Raw genomic sequence first — 25,991 nt, forward strand, 5'->3', positions numbered from 1 at the left:
AAAGATATTGAGAACGATAAAGTTTTATATTTACCTCTAATTTGAAAAATGAGATTTTCCCCTATGAACAAAATTACGGCTTTATTCACATCACTTTTACTGAGTTTTCAGTTAGCTTTTGCGCAACAATCTCCCGAAGAATTTCTAGGTTATCCACTGGGCACCAGTTTCACACCTCACCATAAAGTGGTTGAATATTTTGAACACGTGGCAGAAAATTCGCCACTTGTGCAATTCCAAAAATATGGAGAAACCTATGAAGGCAGGCCTCTTACATATGCCATTATTTCTACGGAAGAAAACCTGCAAAACCTGGAGCAGATACGCCAAAGCCACCTGCAGAATGCCGGTTTAACTGAAGGTACTTCTTCTTCAGCTGCCAAAAAAGGCATTGTATGGCTTAGTTATAATGTTCACGGGAATGAAGCTTCGAGTACAGAAGCGGCCATGAAGACCATATATGAACTGGTAACTAAAAGGCAGGACTGGTTACAGGATTTGGTGGTGATCATGGATCCTGTCGTGAATCCCGATGGCCGGGACCGTTATGTGAACTGGTATAAGCAGGTAAAGGCCACGCCATCTAGTACTTCGCCCATGGCTGTAGAGCACAATGAGCCCTGGCCGGGAGGACGACCCAATCATTATCTTTTTGACCTGAACCGTGACTGGGCCTGGGCTACTCAAACAGAGACAAGGCAACGTCTGGAAATTTACAACAAATGGATGCCTCACATTCACGTAGATTTTCATGAACAGTACAAAAATGCGCCCTATTATTTCGCACCTGCCGCCGAACCGCTACACGATGTGATCACAACTTTTCAGAAGGAATTTCAGAAAGAAATAGGATTGAATCACGCCCGCTATTTTGATAAAGAAGGCTGGCTCTATTTTACAAAAGAAAGCTTTGATCTCCTCTATCCCAGCTATGGGGACACCTACCCTACTTATATGGGAGCTATAGGAATGACCTATGAACAGGCAGGGCATGCCGGGCTTGCTATTGAGACCGATCACGGATATATACTTACGCTTGTAGACCGGGTACAGCATCACCACACCACCGGAATTTCTACAGTAGAAATTGCCGCGAAAAATGTTGACCGGCTTAATGCTGAATTTTCAAAGTTTTACGACAACAGCGGAAAAAATGCTGTGAATTATGTCTTAACCGGGCACCAGGACAAGCTGGACCTGCTAAAGGAATTACTTGACCGGCATGAGATTGAATATGCGCTGGCACAACCCGGAAAAGTAAAAGGATATAATGCTCTTGAACAGAAGAAGAGAACTGTTGATGTTGATCAAAATTCACTGGTAGTAAGTACAGCCCAGCCAAAAGGCAAGATGGTACGTGTGCTTATGGAACCTTCCACCAACCTGGCCGATTCCCTTACTTACGATATAACTGCATGGAGCCTGCCATATGCTTATGGTCTGGATGTTTTGAGTACTGAATCTTCGGTTTCAGGCCTTGAGGCTAAGAATGCCACCGCGATAAACAACACACCTGCTCCGGCAGCAGCGGCTTACATCTCTGGCTGGAACAGCATGAAAGACGCAAGATTCCTCACAGCACTTCTTGATGCGGGAATCATGGTGAGATTTACCGAGACAGCTTTGGAGAATTCCGGAAAAAAATTCGCTCCGGGTAGTCTTATTATCACTAAAAGCGACAACCGAAACAAACAGGATTTTGATGAACTTCTTACCCGGCTTGCCAACGAACACGGAAGAGAACTTACTGTAGCCAACACCGGATTTTCAACCTCGGGGCCAGATTTTGGCTCTTCACAGGTAAAGATCATAAACACCCCCAGAATTGGCATTTTAAGAGGGGAAGGATCCTCTTCCCTTAACTATGGAGAGTTGTGGTATTTCTTTGAACGGGAACTCAATTATCCTGTCACCTCTATTGATACGGGATATTTTGGGAACGTTGACCTTACAAAGCTCGATGTCATTATACTTCCCATAGGCAGTTACAGTGATCTTTTTGATGAAAAAGGATTAGCAAAACTTACAGATTGGGTGAAGAACGGTGGAAAAGTGATTGCCATTGGTAACGCTTTAAAAACCTTCGCCGGAAATGAGGATTTTGCCCTGAAGCAGAATGAGAAAAAAGAAACCGACAGTATTTCAAAACCAAACCTGGTGCCTTATGCTCAAAGGGAAAGAAATGAGATTAAGGATCTTATAACCGGAAGCATCATAAAAACCCAGATGGACGAAACCCATCCCATGGCTTTTGGATATGAAGACACCTACCTCAGCTTAAAATTAAGTAGTGATAGTTACAATCTTTTAAGTGACGGCTACAATGTAGGTTACCTGGGGGAATCCCCCGAGATCGTTGCCGGATTTGTGGGAAGTGAGGCAAAAGATAAGATCAGGAATTCGCTGACCTTTGGAGTAGAACCTATGGGTGAGGGAAGTTTTATATACCTGGTTGACAATCCGTTGTTCCGGGCCTTCTGGCAAAATGGAAAACTTCTTTTCGTGAACTCCATCTTCCTGGTTGACAATAGTGAAATAACTAACTAATAAAATAAATATTCATGCTAATAGATATTCTTCTTTTACTGGTAGGCTTTGTAGCCCTTATCTACGGAGCGAACTTTTTGGTTGATTCCGCTTCAAGCCTTGCAGCTCGATGGGGGGTTCCAAGTATCGTGATTGGGCTTACCATTGTTGCTTTTGGAACCTCGGCCCCAGAGCTCGTGGTGAACGTTTTTGCGGCGACCACAGGGAGTACAGATATGGTGCTGGGCAACGTGCTGGGAAGTAACATTTTTAACGTGCTTGGAATCCTGGGGATCTCTGCCCTAATTTATCCGCTAACGGTAAAGAGCAATACGACCTGGATCGAAATTCCGCTGAGTTTACTGGCGGCAATTTGTGTATTTGTTGTAGCCTCAGACGTTGTTCTTGACGGCGCAACCACAAATCTTATCTCCCGAAGTGAAGGAATTGTACTCCTGCTGTTCTTTCTCATCTTTCTCGTTTACAACCTTATGGTTGCAAAAAGTGGTGGCGCCGATGAGGAGATGGAAACCAAAGATTATTCGGTAGGAAAAGCCGTTTTATTCATTGCTCTCGGCCTCGCCGGGCTCATCATTGGGGGGCGCCTTATTGTTACCAGTGCGGTAAGTATTGCTGAAGTTATTGGCCTTTCAGAAAGAGTAATTGGTTTAACCGTAGTTTCTATTGGAACTTCCCTGCCCGAACTTGCAACTTCTGTTATTGCAGTGAGAAAAAAGAATGTTGATATTGCCATTGGAAACGTGGTTGGTTCGAACATTTTTAACATCTTCCTCATCCTGGGAATTTCGGGGACTATTGTTCCTCTTGGAATAAACCATGATTCCTTTTTTGATATTATGGTGAACATGGTTACCGGATTGCTGCTCTTTATTTTTGTATTTACAGGAAAAGGCCGCAGCATCGAGCGCTGGGAAGGCGCTGTGTTTGTAATCGGCTATATTGCCTATGTCACCTATCTCGTAATTTAATTCTGAACAAGTTCTAATGAAGTCATCACTTAAGTCTTTTTTATTCGCGTTCCTGCTGGTTGTGCTAACAGGAAATGCACGGGCTCAGCAAACTGCTGAAGCTCCCGGTTTTGAAGTAGAGTTCGAAACCTTTACCCTTGATAACGGGTTGAAAGTTATTTTCCATGTAGACCGGTCAGATCCTGTAGTGGCGGTTGCGCTTACCAGTCACGTAGGTTCGGCACGAGAAAAGCAGGGACGTACCGGATTTGCGCACCTTTTTGAGCACCTTCTTTTCCTGGAATCGGAGAACCTTGGAAAGGGCGGACTCGATAAGCTAAGTGCCCGCATTGGTGGCAGCGGCGCAAACGGTTCTACAAGCCGCGACCGTACCAATTATTTTCAGACAGTGCCAAATGATGCGCTCGAAAAGATGATTTGGGCAGAAGCCGACAAGCTAGGTTATTTTATTAATACGGTTACCGAACCTGTACTTGCCAAAGAAAAGCAGGTAGTGAAAAACGAAAAAAGACAGCGGGTAGATAACCAGCCATACGGTAACACCATGTATGTTATTGACAAAAATCTCTATCCCGAAAACCATCCTTACAACTGGCAGGTAATTGGTTCTTTGGAAGACCTTCAAAATGCCACGCTTGAAGATGTGAAAGAATTCTTCAATCAATGGTACGTGCCCAACAATGTGGTACTCACTATTGCCGGTGACTTTGATACAGCACAGGCAAAACAATGGGTAGAGAAATATTTTGGAGAGATCAAAAGAGGTCCTGAAATTAAGGATCTTGAGAAGAGACCCGCAAATTTGCAGCAGACAAAAAAGCTGTACTATGAAGATAATTTTGCGCAACTACCCGAATTGACCATGGCCTGGCCATCGGTCCCTTCTTACCACAAAGATTCTTATGCTCTTGAAGTTTTGGCCAATTATCTTTCTGAAGGAAAAAATGCTCCTTTTTATAAGGAACTGGTGGCAAACAAGAAGTTGACCCCCAATGTACAGATGTTCAATTACACCTCTGAACTTGCCGGTCAATTCATGCTACAGGTAAGAGCTTATGACGGTACAGACCTTGACAAAGTGCATTCGGCTGTAGAAGAGACCTTCTGGAAATTTGAAAAAGAAGGGATTTCAGAAAAAGATTTAAAACGAATAAAAGCGGGGCAGGAAACGGCATTTTACAATAGCCTTTCGAGCGTATTGGGAAAAGGTTTTCAGCTGGCACAGTATGAAATATTTGCTAATGATCCCGGCATGATCAACAAGGAGATCAACTACATTCTCGCAGTGACCCCGCAAGATGTGATGAGGGTTTATAAGAAGTACATTCAGAATAAACCCTTTGTAGCTACCAGTTTTGTTCCGGAAGGACAAAAGGAACTGGCGCTGGAAAATTCTGTTGCGGCCGAAGTTGAAGAAGAAGAGATCGTGATGGGAGCCGAGCAGGAGTTCAACCTGGAAGAAGAAGTTACTTACAACAGGACCCCTTCCAGTTTCGACCGAACTGTAGAACCTCCTTACGGGCCGTCACCACAAGTAAAAGTTCCTGAAATCTGGGACCAAAAACTGGAAAACGGCCTCGAGGTCTATGGCATCAAAAATTCTGAAGTGCCGCTGGTGCAATTTATTCTTGAGATTAAAGGAGGCATGCTGCTGGAAGACCCATCTAAAATTGGTGTTTCCAATCTCCTGGCTAATATGCTTACAAAAGGTACAAAGAACCGCAGCCCACAGGAGCTGGAAGAAGCCATTGAATTATTGGGTGCCAACATTCGCGTAAACGCTACTGATGAAAAAGTGATCATTAGTGGTAGCACCCTTGCTAAAAATTTTGAAGCAACAATGAAACTTGTAGAGGAAATCCTTTTGCAGCCCAGGTGGGATGAAGAAGAATTTGCCCTGGCGAAACAACAGGTGATCAACCGGATCCAGCAGCAAAAAGCCTCTCCAGATTATATTGTTTCCAACGAATTTAGAAAGCTTATTTACGGTGAAAACCACATTTTGTCCCACAACAACCTGGGAACTGAAAGTACGGTAGAAGCTATTAGCCTTCAGGATCTAAAGGATTATTATGCCAGGAACCTCTCCCCTCACCTGGCTTCTTTCCTGGTGGTTGGAGATATTGAGAATGAAGCAGTAATTGCCGAAGTAAAAGATATCACTGAAAACTGGAGTGTCAAAAATGTCATTTTTGAAGACCTTCCTGCAGTACTTCCTCCCGCTGAATCTAAGGTATACTTCTATGACGTTCCGGGGGCCAAGCAATCGGTATTACACATAGGCTACCCTGCTTTGGCAGAGACCGATGAAGATTTCTTTCCGGCCACGGTGATGAATTACCGCCTTGGTGGCGGAAGTTTTGCTTCCCAGCTCACCCAGGAACTTAGGGAAGGCAAGGGTTACACCTATGGCATACGCTCCGGGTTCAACGGCAGCACTTTTACCGGTCCTTTTCTTATTTCGAGCGGGGTACGCTCAAATATTACCTTTGAAGCCGTTGACCTTGTGAAGCAAATACTTCGGAATTATCCCGAAAACTTCAATGAACAGGATCTGGAGGTAACCAAAGGCTTTATGATAAAAAGCAACGCCCGAAAGTTTGAAACTATGGGATCAAAACTTCAAATGCTTCAGGAAATAAGCAACTATGATAAACCTATGGACTACGCTCTGCAACAGGAAGAGATCGTGAGAAACATCACTGTTCCGGAAATTAAGGCTCTGGCCCAAAAATATATCAATCCCGATAAGATGTATTACCTCATCGTGGGTGATGCGGCTACCCAGCTCGATCGTCTGGAAGATCTGGGTTTTGGAGAACCGGTACTTTTAAATCCTTCTGAAAAATAGCTTTTTGAAACCTCTTGAAAATGTCATTTTTGAAACCTCTTGAAAAAAATGCCCGGGAAATTTCCCGGGCATTTTTTTGCAATTTCTCCAAATTTTGAACGATTCACAGATGTTAATGATATTGGTCGGGGTTGATTCGGCTTCTACCTATATTTCGTCCCTACGGGACTTTCGGTTATTGTGGTTCTCTGCTCCTACCGATATCATGTCCCTACGGCACACTGAAGAAATTCTTTTTGTTTGGTACGGATTTTAAAAACTTAAAACCACCTTTCTATACCTTTAAAGGGCTATATTATTAATGTATTCGTGGCCTTAGCTCCTATCTAATTATTTAATGGGACAATACTGAATTAGGTATTAAAAGGCTGCTTGAAAATTTGGAATTTGATTCTAAGAATCTTTCTTTTTTCCGCCTTTTTTCTTCCGGTGCTTCAATACTTCAGCTTCCCTGAAAAAGATGATCTCTTCAGCAATATTCGTAATAAGATCTCCTATTCTTTCCACCTTTTTAATCACCGAAAACAACAGCATCACCTGATCGATCACTTCAGGATTTGCCTTAACTTCTTCAGAAATTATAGCGAAAGATCTCATATTGATATCATTAAGGATCTTGTCCTTTTTAAAGACCTTTCGGGCTACTTTGGTATCTACTTCGGTATAGGCCAGGGTGATATCATCGAGCATGGACAATGCAGTGGTAAACATTTCTTCTACCCGCATTCTTTCTAAAAGTCGGGGTTCAATCTGGGTATCGATCTTTACAATATAATGCGAGATCCCGTAGGCGTGATCGCCCACCCGTTCCAGGTCAAAATTGATCTTTCTAAGGGCCAGCACAAAACGAAGATCACTGGCTACGGGGTTGTGCAAGGCGATGAAGCGTTCACAGTCACGGTCAATCTTGAGATCGAGGGCGTTCACCCTATTCTCTGTGTGCATCACTTCTTCGGCAAGATCGCCATCGTGGTTAAAAAATGCTTCCTGGGCATTTTCCAGTTGTTTGATGCAAAGCTCCAGCATTTCAAGTCCGGCTTGATTTAATGCATCTCTATGTTGGTCTAAACTGATCATAATCCTGTGGTTTATCCGAATCTACCGGTGATATAATTCTCGGTCTGTTGTTTCTCGGGATTGGTAAATAGCTTCTTTGATTTATCGTATTCAATGAGTTCGCCCATGTAGAAAAATGCGGTGTAATCACTAATTCTCCCGGCCTGCTGCATGTTGTGGGTCACAATCACTATGGTATACTTCTCTTTAAGCTGATAAATAAGTTCCTCGATCTTGGCCGTTGAAATAGGATCTAAAGCAGATGTTGGTTCATCCATAAGAATAATAGAAGGTTCTACAGCCAGGGTACGGGCAATGCACAACCTTTGTTGCTGCCCTCCTGATAAAGCCAAAGCCGACTTATTGATATCCTCCTTTACTTCATTCCACAAGCCAACCTGTTTAAGGGATTCTTCTACTTTATCCTTAAGAAATGCCTTGTCTTTGATTCCCTGGATCTTTAATCCGTAGGCAACGTTCTCATAGATGGATTTCGGAAAAGGGTTGGGCTTTTGAAAGACCATCCCCACCTGCTTCCGAAGTTGTTCAACATTTACTTTTTTCTTGTAGATGTTCTCGCCGTCAATAAGGATCTCTCCCTCCATTCTAAAGCCGTCAACATAATCGTTCATGCGGTTAAAAAGCCGCAGGAAAGTAGATTTTCCACAACCTGAAGGTCCAATAAACGCAGTGATCTTATTTGCCCTGATGTTCATGTCTATACCTTTGATGGCCATGAAATCATCATAAAAAACCTTCACATCTTTTGCCTGAAGTTTGTGTTTTCTCTTTAAGGTCTTATCTAATATATCTTTATTTTCTTTCATTCTATTTTAATTTACTTTGCCACCTGTTCCTGAAATACACTGCAATTCCATTCAAAATAAAAGTAATTAAAAGCAGGACAATAATGGCTGCGGCTGCGTTGACCTCAAAGCCGTGTTTTGGACGGGAGATCCAGTTAAAGATCTGAATGGGTAGTACCGAAAATTCATCCATAGGAGATTCGGGCGCAAAAGGAACATAAGCCAGGGCACCAATTACAATAAGAGGAGCTGTCTCTCCCACCGCCCGCGAGAGCGCCAAAATAACCCCGGTAAGTATGCCTCCAAACGATGCCGGCAGCAATTGTTGTGAAACTGTTTGCCACTTGGAAGCTCCCAGGGCAAAGGAAGCATCCCGAATGGATTTTGGAACTGCCTTTAAGCTTTCTCTTGTCGCAACAATCACAATAGGCAGAATCAACAGGGCAAGGGTAAAACTTCCCGCCAAAACACTGGCTCCCATTTCCATGATCCTTACAAATACTTCCAGACCAAGTAGCCCGTAAATGATAGAAGGCACCCCGGCAAGGTTGGATATATTAATTTCCAGCAAAGAAGAAAGCCTGCTTTCTTTGGCATATTCTTCCAGATAAATAGCAGCTGCAATTCCTAATGGCAGGGCGATTATTGTAGTAAAGACCAGGATCCAGACGCTGCCCATAAGCGCAGTATATATTCCGGCTCTCTCTGCTTTTCTCGACGGAAGGCTGGTGATAAAATCCCAATCAATCCTTTGCAGACCATCTATAAGAATGGAACCTATAAAAATGGTGAGCAAAATGAGCCCCAGAAAGGTACAGGCAATCCCCCAGAATTTGAAAGCCTGATCTTTTAACCGATTTGTTCTAATGTTATTCATATTTCTCCCTGAATTTTTTCCTTATCCTGTAGCTTATCGTATTCAGAAGGAAGGTGAAGATAAAAAGAGTGATCCCGGCTGCAAATATGGTACGGTACTCCAAAGAACCATGCTGTACATCACCCAGGCTCACCTGTACGATGTAGGCGGTAATAGTTTCTACGGGCACTGTAGGATCCATAGTTAATCGTGGTTGCTGCCCTGCTGCAATGGCAACAATCATGGTTTCTCCAATCGCACGGGATATCGCCAGGATGATAGAGACAATAATCCCCGATGAGGCTGCAGGCACCAGGACCCGAAAAGCATTTTGCAGCTTTGTTGATCCCATTCCATAAGCTGCTTCCCGCAGAGAATTGGGTACGGCGTGCAATGCATCCTCACTTAAAGAAGAAATGAAAGGAATGATCATAATTCCCATTACCAGGCCGGCAGACAAAGAGTTGAAACCTGAAAGCCCCGGGATAAACGATTGTAAAAATGGCGTCACCACGGTAAGAGCAAAAAATCCGTAGACCACCGTTGGTACGGCAGCAAGCAGTTCTAATGCAGGTTTGATCGTTTTTCTGAAACTTCGGGGTGCGTATTCGCTAATGTAAATACTGATAGACAACCCAACGGGAACAGCAAAAATGATGGCAATAAAAGAGGTCAACAGCGTACCGGACAATAACGGGAGGATCCCAAAATGTTTTTCGGTGTACAGCGGTGTCCACTGCGTATCTGTCAGAAAATCTACAATGGAGACTTCTTCAAAGAACCTTACGGCTTCAATAGAAAGCACCAGTATTATTCCTACAGTTACTGCAATAGTTACCAGGGCACTGCCCAGGAGGCCCTTTTCTATTACCGTTTCTTTTAATTTTCGCATGGAAAAAGTAAAGTAATCCGGAGCATTCAGGTGCCCCGGAAATTTTTATTATTCAGCTGAATTTTCTTTTACGAATGCTGCAAATTTCTCCCTCTCGGCCTGGTATTCTTCCGAAGTAAGGGGAATGTATCCAACATCCTGTAGTAACTGTGGCGCTTCATCAAGATAGAATTCCACAAAATCGATCACCGCAGGATTCTCCAGAGAAGCACTGTTCACATAAATATAGAGAGGACGGGAAAGCGGGGCATAGGTGCCGTTGCTAACAGTTTCTTTTGAAGGCTCTACACAGCCTTCACCGCCATTTACCGGCACCATTTTAAGCTTATCTGAATTTTCCTGGTAATATGCGAGTCCGAAGAAACCCAGACCGAATTTATCACCTGAAACTCCCTGTACAAGCACATTATCGTCTTCACTGGCAGTATAATCTCCCCTGCTACTTCCGCTTTTACCTACGATAGCTTCAGTAAAATAATCGAATGTACCTGAAGCTACTCCGGGTCCAAAAAGGTGAATTTCTTCATCTGGCCATGAAGGATCAATTTGATTCCATCGCTTGATAGTTCCCTGGGCTGCCGGCTCCCATATTTTCTTCAACTGTTCCACCGTAAAGCAGGTTACCCAGTCATTTTCGGGATGTACAACCACAGCGAGACCATCATAAGCCACTTCAAGCTCTACAAAAGAAATGCCGTTAGATTCGGCAATTGCCTTTTCATCTTCTTTGATAGGCCTGGAAGCATTGGTGATTGCAACTTCGCCCCTGCCAAATTTTTGGAAACCACCACCGGTACCCGAAACTCCTATGGTTACATCAACATCTGGAGCTTCTGCCCTGTATTCTTCAGCAATAGCTTCAGTTACAGGATAAACTGTACTGGAACCATCAATAGAAATGGCATTTTTGGAATCTTCTTTTTTGTTGTTTCCACAGGAAGCCAGGGAAACAGTTATTGCAGTTAATAAAAGAAATCTTTTCATAATTTGTTTTTATAAATGAAATTCGAATTGTAGTCTATAAATAAGATTGTCGTCAAGACCAAGATTAAGGTCGGTGTAATTAATATCTGTCTGCACCTTTAGTTTATGTTTTACGATGTACTTTGAAAGCCCCAGCGTATACTGGTCTTCTACCAGCTGGGTCACCTGGTCATCAAGATCAATGGTGGTATATCTACCCAGTATTTGAATGTTATTCTTAAACAGGTAACCGGCCTGTACATTAAATCCACTTCCAATGTTTACAGCATCTCCGGTTAAAGTGCCATCGGCATTTGTGGCAAAAGCTTCGTCTGCGGCACGATGTGCATATTCAGCCATGGCCGAAATTCCGCGGTATTTGAAAATAGCATCCACAAAAAAGGTGGTAATATCTGTCTCAAAAAATCCGTCATCGGTAAGCATATAGGTACCCGAGTTAGATCTCGTTCTCACCGCATTATTGTTATAATCATAGGATATTCCCAGCGCAAGTTTGGGTGTTGTTTCCCTGGCAAAATCGGCCCCGGTATAGTCGGCAAAGTCTCCAAAAGGCAATAATTCGAGCCTTCCGGTATATTGCAATCCTCCAATATTTCCTGCTGTAACATTTCTTCCTTCTCCCTGGGCTATAGAAATGGCTTCTCTAATGATGAAATTCCCTCCGGGATAAATTTCATGGTGCAACTGTATTCCCATATCCCGGTCTATATTGAACCTGCTGTTCACCAGAGAACGATCTACAGTTTCAAGGCTTCCGGAAGAAATAATTCGCTCCCTGTTGCCGGGAAGTTTGGTTTGCCCTGCCCAAAGTTCAAAGTTTTCGTAGAAATTCCATTTAACCACTGCATCCAGTATGTACCTGGGGGTATCTCCATTATAGACTGATGCTCCGGAAATATCACGATTGGATAATCCCAGCTCCAGTTTGTAAGTAAGTTTTGGGGTGTAAGCAAACCCCTGAAATTTTAAGCGGGCTCTTCTAACCAGGAAATTAGCTTCTACATCTCCAAAGCCATCATCTTCAGAAATATTCCAGGCAGAAGTAAACAGGGATTGCATTCTTAAAGAGAAATTTGCACTGTAAGAGCTGTCTTTTGCCACTACATTAACAAGACCCTTTCCAAAAGTATTCTCTGTAAGATCCTGTCCCTGCACATGCAATGAAATTAAAAAGGCTAAAACCGAAAATAGGCCGGTAGTAATTTTCATTATTTCTTAGTTTTTGTCGGCAACAAAGAACAGGATTGAATGTTAAGAGAACGTTACCAGCAGATTACTAATAAGTAAAAAGGTTGCCCCCTAAAGAGCAACCTTACCTCATACATCTAAATCGACAAAAACTAAGATTATATGATTGTGGTTCAAAAATGCGACGTTTTTACCTATTGCGTGTTAAATAAAGATGAAGTAAAGTTTAATTTTTCCCTTGTAAGACGTTAGAATAATATTAATTACCGCGGAGGCTGTTCAAAAAGTAATTAATTTGTAGGTCCATTTAAAACCTGATTTGAGTAAAAACTTTATAAAAAAATACCTGTCCTTTATTCTTAGCGGAAGTATCCTCCTTTTCCTGGTCATTCTGTATTTTACACATCCCCCTTTCCAGGACACAGTAAAAGAAGCCTGGGATGTATTATTGAGTGAAGACAGGGAAAGGATAAAAGATTACGTAAAGCAGTTTGGCGTTTGGGGGCCATTGGCCATTATCGTGTTCATTGTACTTCAAATGTTCCTGATCATTTTTCCTTCCTGGCTCCCAATTATTGTGGGGGTACTGGCATACGGTTTCTGGTGGGGAGTTTTGATCAATCTTATAGGCGTGGGGATAGCTTCTAGCCTGGGATATTATATAGGAAAGCGATTTGAACTTATTAGTGAAAAAAAACAGAAAAAATGGAAATACTGGATCACGCATTACAGCTCAGGAACTGTAGTACTCTTTCGCATCTCCCCGTTTTTCTCAAATGATGCCATAGCTTTTATTGCGGGTATCTTTAAAATGGATTACAAAAAATTCATGATAGCCACTTACGCCGGAATGATCCCTCTTTCCCTGGCTGTAGGATATTTTTCGACCGATATTGATAAACTTGAGAACGGGCTTTATTGGGTTGGTGGCGTAGGCGCCATTCTTTACGCCATTTACATTTATATAGACCATAAAAGAAGAAGAAAACATGCCAAATAAAAAGTTTCGTATAGATGAGGTACGGTCGCAGTTCCCGGCTTTGAATTTCAGGAATAAAGAACAGGTATTCCCCATTTATTTTGACGGCCCCGGCGGCACGCAAATGGTACAGGCCTGCATTGACCGTATGCTGGAATATATTGAAACCGGAATGGCTAACCTGCACGGCACTTTTGCTACCAGTATAAAGACAGATGCCCTTTTAGAGGAAGCTAAACAAGCTGTGGGTGATCTACTGAATTGTTCTGCTGAAGAAGTCGCTTTTGGTCAGAACATGACCAGCCTGGCTTTCCAGGTTTCCCACAGCCTTAGGCCTCTGCTGAAGCAAGGAGATGAAATTGTTGTCACTCAACTTGATCACAGGGCCAATGTAGATCCCTGGATCCACCTGGCAAAAGAAACCGGCGCAACCGTAAAATTCATTCCTGTTGATAAACAAAGTCTCACCCACGATCTTTCAAACCTGGATACAATTATCAATGAAAAAACCAGGATTGTAGCCATAGGGCTTTCTTCCAACCTTACCGGCACCATTAGTGATGCGAAGAAAATTTTTAAGGTGGCAAAAAAGGTAAATGCCATCACCATTGCCGATGCTGTACACGCAGTACCGCATTTTCTGGTTGACAAGCAGGATCTCGAGAGCGATATTCTTTTCTGTTCGGTATATAAGTTCTTCGGTCCACACCTGGGAATAGCGGCTATCAAAAAAGCCATTTTTGAGACCCTGGAAATTCCAAAGTTACAACCGGCTCCCAATCAAATTCCGTATAAGCTGGAAACCGGAACTCAAAACCATGAAGCCATTGCCGGCCTCTGCGGTGCCATTGGTTTTCTCGAAAGTTTAGGAACCGGCGATACCCGGAGACAGCGATTAAAAGCAGGAATGGAAGCAATAGAATCTCATGAACAGGAATTGATGGATTCCCTGGAGGAATTCCTGAAATCTATTCCTGAAGTAACGCTTTACCGCGCTTCTTCGGAAGTTATAAAAACACCGACTTTCGCTTTCAGGATCGACGGAATTCACTCCCGCGAAGCCACGCAATTCTTTGCTGAAAAATTCAACCTCTGTATAGGCGACGGGCATTTCTATGCTTCTACCATGGCCGAAGTTTTTCCGGTAATGGAAACAGGAGGATGGATACGTATAGGATTTGCGCCCTACAATACCCTCGATGAAATAGAAATTTTCAAAACAGCATTAAAGGAACTGCTGCAAAGAAAAATATGAAGATCCTGGAGAGGATCATAAAGTTTTTTGCCAAAGGGCTGCTCGCCTTTTTATTGCTCATGCTGCTTTACTTTGTATCGGCCGTTATAGGTTCGGTGATCCCGGTCAATAAAGATCAGCCGCAGGGAGGAGATATCACCATCTACCTTCGCACCAACGGAGCACATACCGATTTTATTTTTCCGGTTCAAAATCAAATAATGGATTGGGAAACCTTGGTTTCTCCCCAACATATCCCCTCAAAAAGGGCAAATTTTGAATACATTTCTTTTGGCTGGGGCGATCTCGAATTCTACCAGACCACCCCGCAATGGAGCGACCTCAGCTTTCCAACAGCCATGAAAGCGGTCTTCCTGCCCACTCCTTCGGCTATGCATGTCACTTTTGAGCCAATGCCAAGATTCACTCAGCCTGTTATTTCCGTAGATATTTCTGAAGAACAATATCGCGACCTGGTAAGTTATGTGGCTAAGAGCTTTGAAATTAACGCTGCAGGTGGGGTGATTCCCGTAAGAGATCTTCATTACAATCAAAATGATGCTTTCTTTCATGCAAAAAGATCTCTAAATTCTTTCTACACCTGCAATACCTGGATCAATAACGGTCTCAAAAATGCCGATTTAAGGGCCTGCCTCTGGACGCCTTTTGACGACGGAATTTTTTACCAGTATCGCTGAATTTATACATATTTTAAGAAGCGCCAGCAAAGCCTTCTTCCTTAAAAATCTTAACTTCAGACTCATAGCCAATAAAAACCTTCTAATTATGAGTTATATCGATAAGATCACAGAAATTTTGGAAGATGATGCTTCAAATTTACTGGAGCATACCAGTAAAAAGATCCCAAAAGAGAGATTGACAGTTCCAGGACCTAATAGTGTCGAAAATTTTGCTGAAAGTGACCGTAATCCGCAGGTGTTGAAAAGTCTGGCGCAGTTGTACAATCACGGTGCCCTTGGTGGTACAGGATACCTCAACATTCTTCCTGTAGACCAGGGAATTGAACACAGTGCTGCAGCCTCTTTTTACAAGAACAAGGATTATTTTGATCCCGAAAACATCGTCAAACTTGCTATTGAGGCGGGTTGTAACGGGGTTGCCTCCACTTTTGGCGGCCTGGCTTTACACGCACGTAAATACGCCCATAAAATTCCCTTTGTGGTAAAGATCAACCACAACGAACTACTCACCTATCCCAATAAATACGATCAAATTCCCTTCGGAAGCGTGAAAGGGGCTTGGGACATGGGCGCGACGGCGATTGGCGCTACTATTTACTTCGGAAGTGAGGAAAGCACAAGGCAAATTCAGGAAGTAGCTGCAGCTTTTGAAGAAGCCCATCAACTGGGAATGGCCACAATTTTATGGTGCTACACCCGAAATTCAGCCTTCAAAAAGGACGGAAAGGATTACCATTCTGCCGCCGATCTTACAGGGCAGGCAAACCATATTGGCGTTACTATCAAGGCTGATGTTATCAAACAAAAATTACCTACCACCAATTTCGGATTTCAGGACATCAACTTTGCCAAGCATTCCGAAGAAATGTATGAAAGTCTTTCTACAGATCATCCCATTGACCTGTGCCGCCTGCAGGTGGCGAACTGCTACATGGGCAAAATCGGACTAATTAACTCTGGCGGTGGCTCAGAGGGCGACTCAGATTTTAAGTCAGCAGTAAAAACAGCTGTGATCAACAAACGCGCCGGCGGCAGCGGATTAATTATGGGCCGAAAGGCATTTCAGCGGCCGTTGAAAGATGGCGTTGAGATCCTGCAAAGTGTGCAGGAGGTGTATTTGACAGATGAGATCACTATTGCATAGTATTGAGAAGTGAGTATTGAGTACTGAGATGTTTTAAGACCTGCAAGGTTTTGAAAACCTTGCAGGTCTTACGGGAACTTTTAAATACTATTAAACACCACAAACCTAACAGGTCTTTGAGACCTGTTAGGTTTTATCCGTTGATGTTGAAATATTTAAGCGTGACTCCTGAAAAATCCCAGTCAACCTGAATTTATTTCAGGATCTCTTTGAACGGTATCCTCATAAAAAATTACGCTGAAATCTTTTGATTAGGAAACCGGGATTTTAGCAGATCAAGATCACTCTCACTATAGCCTGTAAGTTCCATTGTTTCTCCGGGAGTCTCTGAATTGGTATGGAGAATAAAATAGCTATTAGTAATTGTGATTCTGCTAATCTGGGTTCTGGAATAGGTTACCGGTTTAAGTTGCAATTTGCTCAGGATCACCTGCTCCTCATTCCAGGCAATAAATTCCTGATTGCGATCTCTCTGATAAAAATGAATTGCCAGGTATGCTAATCCTATTAGCAGGTTAAAAACAGATAAAATATTAAAACCCTTAGTCCCCTCGACCAAATAATAAGCAATTCCAATACTGAGCCACAGTAAACCCAGGATCAGGTTATAATGTTGCCTGAAGAAATGTCGCTTTCTTATAATTTTGATCATAGGCAAGAGCTAAACTTCTATACAATAATAACTCTTTTTCGTTTAGAACCTCCCGTATAAAAAAAACCTAACAGGTCTTTGTGACCTGTTAGGTTTAAAATTTTACTTCAAAAAATTTATTCGTGGATTCGTGGCAAAAATCCTGTTTAAGAAAACCAGAAAGTCAAATAGCTTTTCAGGTTTAGCCCCTGTATTAATTCTAATTTGTACTTCTAAAATCTACCTTCTAATTACTGGATCACTTTTTTAAAAAGTTCCTTCCGCTTAGGCTTCTCGATATTCACATTCACCGGTTCTCCAAAAAGGTCAAAATCGGCGGCATCTGTGATCTTTACTTCGTAGAACTCTCCTGTCTTCAGGTATATTTTGGTAGCATCTATCAGCACTTCATTATCAACATCGGGAGAATCATGTTCGGTTCTTCCCACGTAGTTTTCGCCTTCTTTTCGGTCGATAACAACGTTGAAGGTCTGCCCTATTTTCTGCTGATTCAGTTCCCAGGAGATCTGCGACTGAATTTCCATGATCTCGTTAGCTCTCTCCTGCTTTACTTCCTGCGGCACATCATCTTCAAGATTGTAAGCGTGCGTATTTTCTTCGTGCGAATAGGTGAAACAGCCCAGGCGCTCAAAACGCATGTCTTTCACCCACTGCTTCAGTTCTTCAAAATGAGCTTCAGTTTCTCCGGGATATCCAACAATAAGAGTCGTTCTAATTGCCATTTCTGGCACCTTAGCACGGAATTCCTTCAGTAAATTCGTTGTTTTTTCATGGGTGGTTCCGCGGCGCATAGACTTCAGCAAATCATCAGAAACATGCTGCAACGGAATATCCAGATAATTACAAACCTTAGGCTCCCGCTTCATCACCTCCAGTACATCCATAGGAAAACCTGTTGGGAAAGCGTAGTGCAACCTGATCCAATCAATTCCCTCCACCTTCACCAGGTTTTCAAGAAGTTCGGCCAGGTTTCGTTTTTTATAAAGATCAAGTCCGTAATATGTAAGATCCTGCGCAATAAGAATAAGCTCTTTCACACCCTGAGCGGCGAGTTTTTTAGCTTCTGCCACCAGATTTTCAATGGGCGTGGATTTATGTTTCCCACGCATAAGCGGAATCGCACAAAAAGAACAAGGCCTGTCACAACCTTCGGCGATCTTGAGGTAAGCGTAATTCTTTGGAGTTGTGGTTAAACGTTCTCCAATAAGTTCGTGCTTATAATCTGCTTCAAGAGCGGCCAACAGTTCAGGCAATTCGGTAGTTCCGAAGTATTGATCCACATTGGGGATCTCTTTTACAAGATCGGGTTTGTAGCGCTCGCTAAGGCATCCGGTAACAAAAACCTTATCAACTTCTCCCTGCTCCTTCAGCTCTACATACTCTAAAATGGTGTTTACAGACTGCTCTTTTGCATTGTCAATAAAGCCACAGGTGTTGATCACCACGATATTCCCCTCCTGCTCATGCACCACATCTTTGTTGTTCGCCTTCAGCTGGCCCATAAGCACCTCGCTGTCGTAGACGTTCTTACTGCAGCCAAGGGTGACCACGTTGATCCTGTTCTTTTTTAATGACTTTGTTCTCATACTTCAATTTTTCATCGTCAAACCTTACAGGTTTCCAAAACCTGGGAGGTTTTGAAAAAAGAGGTTCTTCAAAGCGGCTGCAAAGATACGATCAAAAATGAGAAATATATCATCTTACAACTTAAGCTTTTGAAATTCGAATCATCTGTATTTTTCTGAATTACTGAAGATTAAGATCTTATGGACTACAACTCTTTTTTATCTTAACTACTTCCCGAAGATTTCCGCAGAAACAAAACAGAGCCGACGCGGATTTGTAATCCGTGACGAGTAACTTCCCGGAAATAAATTTCAGTAAAATTGCTTCAGAAGATGTTTCCATTTAATGTGCAGAATTCCGTAGAAGTTGCACTGTTAGCGCGGATTTGTAATCCGTGACGAGTAGATTTGTAATCCGTGCCCGATTATTAACCAAAAATACCTTCCAAAAATGTCATTTTTGGAAGGTATTTTTCATTAGAAGATTAATTTAAGGAACTATCGGTCAGATTTTAAAAGCTGCTGTTGAAATGCCTGTAAACTTTTTCCAGGCTCAATTTGATGTCCTGATTTTAATAGTGCGAGTTCTAACGCACCCAAGACAGCAAGTAAATCATTTGCTGAAACTGATCCCATATGACCAATCCTGAAATATTTGGTTTTTATCTCTGGCAGAAGCCCACCCGCCAGTACCACCTCGCTTTGAGCAATTTTTGAAAGCAAGGCAGCACCTTCAATTCCCGATGGATAGTAAGCTGCCGTAAGGGTATTAGCGGCTACTTCATCGCTTTTGGGCAGTATTTCGAGATTTAAGGAAGAAATACCTGCCCGGAAGGCTTTTGCCAGATTGAAATGCCGGTTTACCCTTTTTTCGATACCTTCTACAGCTATTATTTTCAAGCTGGTTTCAAGAGCAACAATTAAATTCACTGCCGGCGTTCCAAAATATGAAGGCCTTCTTTCTTCGTAAGCTTTCATTATGGGCAACCAGTTATTCCAGTCGGCATAATAATTGGCTACCGGCGATTTCCTGTTTTTCCAGACATGCATAGCTTTCGGGGAGGCTACCAGAAGCGCCAGTCCCGGAGGTACACCAATGGCCTTTTGAGATCCTGTTAAAACCACATCAAGCCCCCATTCCTCCTGATTGATCTTTTCTCCTGCAACCGAGCAAACGCCATCTAAGATACTTAGCGTGTTGTACTTCCTCGCTAGTTTTGCAATGGGTTCAGGATCTACAAGTACTCCGGTAGAAGTATCGACATGAGTAATTGTCAAGGCTTTATATTGCTGACTTTTAAGCTCTTTTTCTATACCTTCAGGGCTTACCACTTCGCCTAATGGTGCTTCCAGAAAGGTGGTCTTTGCGCCATAGCGTTCCATAATATCCCTGAAGCGTTGGCCAAAGTATCCTGTAGAAATTACCAGCACACGATCTCCCTGTTCAATTAGATTGGCAGCGGCCATATCCATAGCCAGGGTGCCACTCCCGGCAACGATAAAAGGTTGCCCGGTAGGAGATTTCCATACCTCCCGCATTAGCTCCAGGCTATTCCCGAAAATCTCAATAAAGTCTGGTGCTACATGGCTATTAGTAGGTATTCCCATGGCCTGTAACACTTCAGGTTCAAATTCTATGGGGCCGGGAATCATAAGTAATTTTCTGCCTTTCATTCTTCTTTTTTCTGAGGTTAATCTTCTGTATAAGCTGTTCTAAAATAATAAATGCGATCTCCTTAAATATCGCATTTATTATTTTAAGTATTATTTGTCCAAAACGGGTTCGCGCTCTGTAACAGATTCCTGTTCTTTAAACTGGTTACTGGTGTTCTTTTCACCCCCTGCTTTCAGGGCTTTTTCTCCTGAAAAGAAGGTTTTATGATCATCTCCCAGATCTGATCCTGCCATGCGTTGATGTTTTACACAGGAAACCCCTTTACGAATTTCCTGTCTTTGAACTCCGCTCACATAGGCTAGCATACCTTCTTCAGAAAAATACCCTGCGGTAAGATCATGCATGTGAAGCGCAGTAGTATGATAGGTTGGCAGGGTAATCAAATGATGGAAAATTCCCGCTTCTCTTGCACCATCAACCTGGAACTTCTTAATCTTCCTGTCTGCCCTAAAACATAGTTCGGTACCATCATATGCTGCATCCATAAGATTATTTCTATCATACCCGGTCATATTTTCACCTTCTGCAAGCATTTCATCATAAGCCTGATGGCGGAAGTTCAGGGTCCAGTTAAAAGATGGCGAGTTATTATAAACCAACTTGGCATTTGGCACCACTTCTCTTATTCTGTTCACCATGTGAGCGATCTGTTTCACATTAGGGGTGGGCGTTTCTATCCATAAAAGATCTGCGCCATTTTGAAGACTCGTAATACAATCTAAAACAACCCTGTCTATGTTTGAACCTTCTTTAAATTTGTACAATCCATTGGCCAGTCTTACGGGGCGCATTAGTTTACCATCTCTTTTAAGGAGCACATCATCTTCTTTGGCTTCATTGATATCGATAGTTTCGGCTTCTATAAAAGCCAGATACTTAGAAGCCAAATCTCCCGGCTCCTGACTCACCGGAAGTTTTTGAGTGAGGCCGGCACCTTCAGAATCTGTTCTGGCTACAATAATTCCGTCTTCTACCCCCAGTTCAATAAAAGCGTACCTGATGGCATTTAGTTTAGCAATAAAATCTTCGTGAGGTACAGTGACCTTCCCATCCTGATGCCCGCATTGTTTGGCATCAGAAACCTGATTTTCAATCTGAATAGCGCAAGCTCCTGCCTGGATCATTTTTTTTGCCAGTAAATAGGTCGCTTCCTCGTTTCCAAATCCGGCGTCGATATCAGCAATAATAGGCACTACATGAGTTTCAAAATTGTCAATTTTATCCTGCACATCCTCTCCTTTCTCAAGTCTTTTAAAAAGGTCGTTTAGCTCAACCGCATCGGCCTGTCGCAAGAAATCATATATTTCATTTATCAATGAAGGGACAGCCGTTTTCTCGTGCATGGATTGATCTGGTAGTGGCCCAAATTCTGAACGCAGGGCAGCAACCATCCAGCCAGAAAGATACAGGTATTTTTTACGGGTGCTTTTGTGGTACTTTTTAACAGCTATCATGTTTTGCTGCGCCACAAATCCATGCCAGCTACCTAGAGACTGTGTGTATTGAGAAGGATCTGCGTCATACTCCTCCATATCTTTTCTCATAATTGCTGCGGTATACCTGGCGATATCCAAACCGGTTCTAAACCTGTTTTGAGTAATCATCCTGGCTGCACTTTCGGGATTGATGGAATTCCATGTTTCCCCATACTTTTCCTTAAGTTTTTTCACAGCTTCTAATGCAGAACGGTAGTTTGTTTGTGGTTGAATTTTCATAATTTTGTTAGATGTTATTTATTATTAATAATTAGATCCTGCTGATTGTTGCCGCAATCGCAGGATTGCTTTTTTAGATGTATTTGTAAGCGGGAAGCGTTAAGAACTCTTCAAATTTTTCTGATAATACCAGCTTATCAAAAAGCTCAATAGCAAGTTTGTAGCGGTTGTTTTCATTAAAATACTCTCCCGAACCAGATAATATCTTTTCGGCTTCATCATTTAACAGATCGATGTATAACTCCGTATTGAATTTACGTCCGTCTTCCAGCACTACTTCATGCTTTAGCCATTGCCATAATTGCGTTCTTGAAATTTCGGCAGTAGCGGCATCTTCCATTAAGTTGTAAAGGGCCACGGCACCATAACCTCTCAGCCAGGCTTCAGTATAAAGGATCCCGACGTTGATATTTTTTCTGATCCCGGCTTCTGTAACAGTACCTTTTGGTATCTCTACCAGGTCTTCTTCGGAAATATTCACGTCATCACGAGTCACGTGCAGTTGATTTGGATCTGGCATATGTTTGTTAAACTCTGCCATAGCTACTGCTACCAGGGCAGGATGTGCAACCCAGGTACCATCGTGTCCATTTTTAACTTCACGCTCTTTATCTTTCCTGACTTTTTCCAGTGCGGCTGCGTTGGCCTCTTCGTCATTTTTAATTGGTATCTGAGCAGCCATACCGCCTATAGCGTGAATCCCACGTTTATGGCAACGCTGGATAACGAGTTTGGAATACGCCTCCATAAAAGGAGTGGTCATAGTAACCTGATCCCGGTTTGGCACCACAAAGTCCGGATGGTTCCTGAATTTCTTGATGTATGAAAAAATGTAATCCCAGCGACCACAGTTAAGACCCACAATGTGATCTTTAAGTTCATATATGATCTCGTCTAACTGGAAACTTGCAGTAATGGTTTCAATAAGAACAGTCGCCTTAAAAGTACCTTTTGGAACTTCCAGATAATCCTGTGAAAAATTAAATACGTCATTCCACCAGCGCGCTTCTTTATAGTGTTCTAATTTTGGAAGATAAAAGTAAGGTGCAGTATTATGCTCCAGCATTGTTCTTGTATTATGGAAAACATACAAACCGAAGTCTACCAGGCTACCCGAAGTTTCCTCTCCATTGATTAGCACGTGCTTCTCGTTTAAATGCAGGCCTCTGGGCCTAACCAATAAAACAGCTGTTTCCGGGTTAAGGCTGTAAGATTTGTTTCTTTCTGAATCTACCAGTGAGATGGTCTTGTTATTGGCATCAATCAGGTTTTGCTGACCTTCAATTACATTTTGCCAGGTGGGCGAAGTACTGTCTTCAAGGTCGGCCATAAATGTTTTGGCACCTGAATTTAAAGCATTGATCACCATTTTTCTATCTACAGGCCCTGTAATTTCTACCCGCCTGTCCTGTAGGTCTTCCGGAATATTGCCTGCCTTCCATTCTCCTTCCCGAATAGATCTGGTCTCCAGCGGAAATTCAGGTAACTTACCTTCATCAAAAACCTTTTGCTGGTTTACCCGGTTTTTTAAAAGAGAAAGTCTTTCCCCATTAAATTTTTCATGAAGCGCTGCTATAAAATTTAGAGCGTCATTTGTCAGGATTTCCGGATAGTAGTTTTTTACATCATTTGAGAATTCCAAATTTGATGTTTTTAAGGTTTTGGTTTTCATAGTTTTAGCGTTTTACATGACAATATTACTGGAAAGTTTTTTAAAAAACAAGCGAACGTTCGCTAAAACAAGATATTCGCAATTTATTAAGATTCGCAAAAAGCCTTATATTTGATCTATGGAAGAAGACTATATCAAACTCATATTTGGGCTGAAGCTAAAGCAGATAAGGACTGACAAAAATTTGTCTCTATTTGGATTGTCTAAACTTTCGGGATTATCAAAATCATATCTTAACGAAATTGAAAACGGAAAAAAATATCCAAAACCCGATAAAATAGCACTGCTCTCAGATAAGCTGGAAGTTCCATATGACCAAATGGTCTCTTTAAGGCTGGATAAAAATTTAGCACCAATTGGTGAATTACTACAGTCGAAGATTCTAAAAGAAATTCCGCTGGAACTTTTTGGCATTAAAGAAAGTAACCTGATAGATATAGTCGCCAACGCACCTACAAAAGTAACTGCGTTTATAAGTACCATAATTGAAATTGCACATCATTACAGCTTTAGCAAGGAAAGCTTTTTCCTGGCTGCCGTACGTTCATTTCAGGAAGCTAATAATAACTACTTTGATGATTTAGAGCAGCAGGTTCTCAATTTTTCAAAAGCCTATCAGGTAGATCTTACGAGCTCTCTTACTTCAAAAGTTTTAGAAGAGATCCTGACCGAAGAATATGGGTATGTGATTAACGACAACGAATTGAGCAAAAATGAGGCTTTAGGCAATCTACGCTCCGTTTTTGTACCTCAAACCAAAACGCTTTTACTCGCTACCGGGATTGACGAAGCCCAACGCACTTTTATATTCGCCAAAGAAATTGCTTACAACTACCTGGATATAAAAGACAGGCTGCACACTTTTCCGTGGATTAAATTTCAGAGGTTTGATCAGGTACTCAATAACTTTTATGCCTCTTATTTTGCCGGTGCACTCATTATTCCAAAAGATAACCTGACCTCGCAGCTAGAAAGCTTTTTCGAAAAAAAAATATTTGATGAAGCTCACTTCCTGCAAATGCTTGAAGCCCTCAATGCTTCCCCGGAATCTTTTTATCAGCGGTTAACCAACATCCTGCCCAAAGCTTTTAATATAAAAAACTTGTTCTTCCTCAGGTTCACTCATAAACAAGGAACCGAAAAATTTATCTTAAATAAGGAACTCCATTTAACGCATCATCATTCTCCGCGGGCCAATGAGACAAATGAACATTATTGCAGAAGGTGGGTCTCTTTAAAAGGTTTGAAAGAGATAAGTAAAAGCGGAAATGATCATGAATTCGGGGTGCAGATTTCCAATTATCCAAGTCATGGAACCACCTATTTAGTAATCTCATCTGCAACTAAAGATCCTTTTAAAAACAATCAGTATAGAAGTGTAAGTATCGGGTTACTCATTAATAAGCAACTGGAGCGAAAAGTGAACTTTTTAGGAGATAAGGCTATCCCGTGGCGGGAGGTTGGCGTAACCTGTGAACGCTGCGGAATTATAGATTGCAAGGTAAGGCAGGCACCCGCGATTATCCTGGACAGGGAAGCTAAAAACAAAAAAATAGAAAATATAGTTGAGGAATTGAACTTCAGGTTCCAGTCTTGATTGTGCTATAACTAACCCGGATTTATTTTCTTCTTTCACATTATGAACGGTGATGGGTCAACATGCGACCCCTTCGGGGTCGTAATAAATTCCCTAAACATTTGGGCTATAAACATCTGACCCCTTCGGGGTCATTATACCGAATATTAATCCCGAAGTGATTACATGTTTATAACCTCACCCGTAGGAAGACTTTCGACTTTGAAGGGGTCGTACCTTTTATCCCCTGGTTTTTTTGCTAACATCGGATCGTTACATTGGGGACAATATACCAAATTAATTAATCCTGAAGGGATTAAACGTTTATAACCCTCACTCATAGGCAGACCTTCGACCCTGAAGGGGTCGTACCTTTTATCCCCTGGTTTTTTGTCAACATCTGACCCCGTTGCGTTGGGGTCATTTATACCGAATTATTAATAATCCCGAAGATATTACATGTTTATAATCCTCACTCATAGGAGGCTTTCGACCCTGAAGGGGTCGTACCTTTTATCCCCTGGTTTTTTGTCAACATCGGACCCCGTTGGTTTGGGATCATTTATACCGACTATTAATTAATCCCAAAGGGATTACATGTTTATAACCCTCACTCATAGGAAGCCTTAGACCCTGAAGGGGTCGTACTTTTATCCCATGGTTTTTTGTCAACATCGGACCCCATTGCGTTGGGATCATTTATACCGACTATCAATTAATCCCGAAGGGATTACACGTTTATAACCTCAACCGTAAGTTAGCAAACCTTCGACCCTGAAGGGGTCGTACCTTTTATCCCCTGGTTTTTTGTCAACATCAGACCATTGCGTTGAGATCATTTATACCGATTATTAATTAATCCCGAAGGGATTACACGTTTATAACCTCAACCGTAAGTTAGCAAACCTTCGACCCTGAAGGGGTCGTACC

The 25,991-nt window shown here is 42.2% G+C and carries 19 protein-coding genes; 8 read left to right on the forward strand and 11 right to left on the reverse strand.

Going from position 1 to position 25,991, the window contains the following annotated elements; translation table 11 throughout:
• Positions 1–63 precede the first annotated feature (63 nt).
• The 3 genes from OQ279_RS12820 to OQ279_RS12830 are packed head-to-tail and all read left to right on the forward strand — an operon-like array spanning position 64 to position 6,366.
• Positions 64–2,547, forward strand: coding sequence for a M14 family metallopeptidase (locus tag OQ279_RS12820; RefSeq protein ID WP_266070337.1), 2,484 nt, complete (start codon positions 64–66; stop codon positions 2,545–2,547).
• A 14-nt stretch (positions 2,548–2,561) separates the two neighbouring features.
• The gene (locus tag OQ279_RS12825; protein WP_266070338.1) at positions 2,562–3,515 is read left to right on the forward strand and encodes a calcium/sodium antiporter; all 954 of its coding nucleotides are present in this window, start codon (positions 2,562–2,564) and stop codon (positions 3,513–3,515) included.
• A gap of 16 nt (positions 3,516–3,531) precedes the next feature.
• Positions 3,532–6,366 carry a M16 family metallopeptidase gene (locus OQ279_RS12830; RefSeq protein ID WP_266070339.1) on the forward strand — a complete coding sequence of 945 codons (2,835 nt, stop codon included), beginning with the start codon at positions 3,532–3,534 and terminating at the stop codon, positions 6,364–6,366.
• Positions 6,367–6,759: 393 nt separating this feature from the next.
• Here the strand turns inward: OQ279_RS12830 and phoU are convergent, their stop codons facing one another.
• Genes phoU through OQ279_RS12860 form a run of 6 tightly spaced genes read right to left on the reverse strand, consistent with a single transcriptional unit; the run spans position 6,760 to position 12,169 of the window.
• Entirely contained in the window at positions 6,760–7,443 is a 684-nt protein-coding gene (gene phoU / locus OQ279_RS12835; protein ID WP_266070340.1) for a phosphate signaling complex protein PhoU, read from the reverse strand.
• Positions 7,444–7,454: 11 nt separating this feature from the next.
• On the reverse strand, positions 7,455–8,249 hold the full coding sequence (gene pstB, locus OQ279_RS12840; RefSeq protein ID WP_266070341.1) for a phosphate ABC transporter ATP-binding protein PstB: 795 nt from the start codon (positions 8,247–8,249) through the stop codon (positions 7,455–7,457).
• 1 nt (position 8,250) lies between these two features.
• Positions 8,251–9,105 carry a phosphate ABC transporter permease PstA gene (gene pstA, locus OQ279_RS12845; RefSeq protein WP_266070342.1) on the reverse strand — a complete coding sequence of 285 codons (855 nt, stop codon included), beginning with the start codon at positions 9,103–9,105 and terminating at the stop codon, positions 8,251–8,253.
• Positions 9,098–9,976 (reverse strand): phosphate ABC transporter permease subunit PstC, encoded by an 879-nt coding sequence (pstC, locus tag OQ279_RS12850; protein ID WP_266070343.1) that lies wholly within the window; start codon positions 9,974–9,976, stop codon positions 9,098–9,100. The genes pstA and pstC overlap by 8 nt, the downstream gene beginning before the upstream one ends.
• Before the next feature lie 48 nt (positions 9,977–10,024).
• Entirely contained in the window at positions 10,025–10,960 is a 936-nt protein-coding gene (locus OQ279_RS12855) for a PstS family phosphate ABC transporter substrate-binding protein (RefSeq protein WP_266070344.1), read from the reverse strand.
• Positions 10,961–10,969: 9 nt separating this feature from the next.
• Positions 10,970–12,169, reverse strand: coding sequence for a porin (locus tag OQ279_RS12860; RefSeq protein WP_266070346.1), 1,200 nt, complete (start codon positions 12,167–12,169; stop codon positions 10,970–10,972).
• Between the two features lie 298 nt (positions 12,170–12,467).
• On the opposite strand from OQ279_RS12860, the gene OQ279_RS12865 reads away from it, so the two are divergent.
• The 4 genes from OQ279_RS12865 to OQ279_RS12880 all read left to right on the forward strand — a co-directional run bounded on the left by OQ279_RS12865 (position 12,468) and on the right by OQ279_RS12880 (position 16,206).
• A complete protein-coding gene (locus OQ279_RS12865) occupies positions 12,468–13,148 on the forward strand; it encodes a TVP38/TMEM64 family protein (protein ID WP_266070348.1) in 681 nt (226 codons plus the stop codon).
• Complete coding sequence (locus OQ279_RS12870; protein ID WP_266070350.1) at positions 13,138–14,382, forward strand: cysteine desulfurase-like protein; 1,245 nt, start codon at positions 13,138–13,140, stop codon at positions 14,380–14,382. Before OQ279_RS12865 ends, OQ279_RS12870 begins: the two co-directional genes overlap by 11 nt.
• Entirely contained in the window at positions 14,379–15,059 is a 681-nt protein-coding gene (locus tag OQ279_RS12875) for a TIGR02117 family protein (protein WP_266070352.1), read from the forward strand. The genes OQ279_RS12870 and OQ279_RS12875 overlap by 4 nt, the downstream gene beginning before the upstream one ends.
• A gap of 88 nt (positions 15,060–15,147) precedes the next feature.
• The gene (locus OQ279_RS12880) at positions 15,148–16,206 is read left to right on the forward strand and encodes a class I fructose-bisphosphate aldolase (RefSeq protein ID WP_266070354.1); all 1,059 of its coding nucleotides are present in this window, start codon (positions 15,148–15,150) and stop codon (positions 16,204–16,206) included.
• A gap of 232 nt (positions 16,207–16,438) precedes the next feature.
• Here OQ279_RS12880 and OQ279_RS12885 read toward each other — a convergent pair whose 3' ends face one another.
• The 5 genes from OQ279_RS12885 to aceB all read right to left on the reverse strand — a co-directional run bounded on the left by OQ279_RS12885 (position 16,439) and on the right by aceB (position 23,485).
• On the reverse strand, positions 16,439–16,858 hold the full coding sequence (locus OQ279_RS12885) for a hypothetical protein (RefSeq protein ID WP_266070355.1): 420 nt from the start codon (positions 16,856–16,858) through the stop codon (positions 16,439–16,441).
• A gap of 230 nt (positions 16,859–17,088) precedes the next feature.
• Complete coding sequence (rimO, locus tag OQ279_RS12890; protein WP_266070356.1) at positions 17,089–18,444, reverse strand: 30S ribosomal protein S12 methylthiotransferase RimO; 1,356 nt, start codon at positions 18,442–18,444, stop codon at positions 17,089–17,091.
• Between the two features lie 477 nt (positions 18,445–18,921).
• Positions 18,922–20,097 carry a pyridoxal-phosphate-dependent aminotransferase family protein gene (locus tag OQ279_RS12895; protein WP_266070357.1) on the reverse strand — a complete coding sequence of 392 codons (1,176 nt, stop codon included), beginning with the start codon at positions 20,095–20,097 and terminating at the stop codon, positions 18,922–18,924.
• Between the two features lie 90 nt (positions 20,098–20,187).
• Complete coding sequence (locus OQ279_RS12900) at positions 20,188–21,813, reverse strand: isocitrate lyase (protein WP_266070358.1); 1,626 nt, start codon at positions 21,811–21,813, stop codon at positions 20,188–20,190.
• 73 nt (positions 21,814–21,886) lie between these two features.
• Entirely contained in the window at positions 21,887–23,485 is a 1,599-nt protein-coding gene (gene aceB / locus OQ279_RS12905) for a malate synthase A (protein ID WP_266070359.1), read from the reverse strand.
• Between the two features lie 118 nt (positions 23,486–23,603).
• Between aceB and OQ279_RS12910 the strand changes: the two genes are divergently transcribed.
• On the forward strand, positions 23,604–25,082 hold the full coding sequence (locus OQ279_RS12910) for a helix-turn-helix domain-containing protein (RefSeq protein WP_266070360.1): 1,479 nt from the start codon (positions 23,604–23,606) through the stop codon (positions 25,080–25,082).
• Positions 25,083–25,991: the final 909 nt, after the last annotated feature.

Origin of the sequence: Salinimicrobium profundisediminis, assembly GCF_026241755.1 — a bacterium.
GTDB lineage: Bacteria > Bacteroidota > Bacteroidia > Flavobacteriales > Flavobacteriaceae > Salinimicrobium > Salinimicrobium profundisediminis.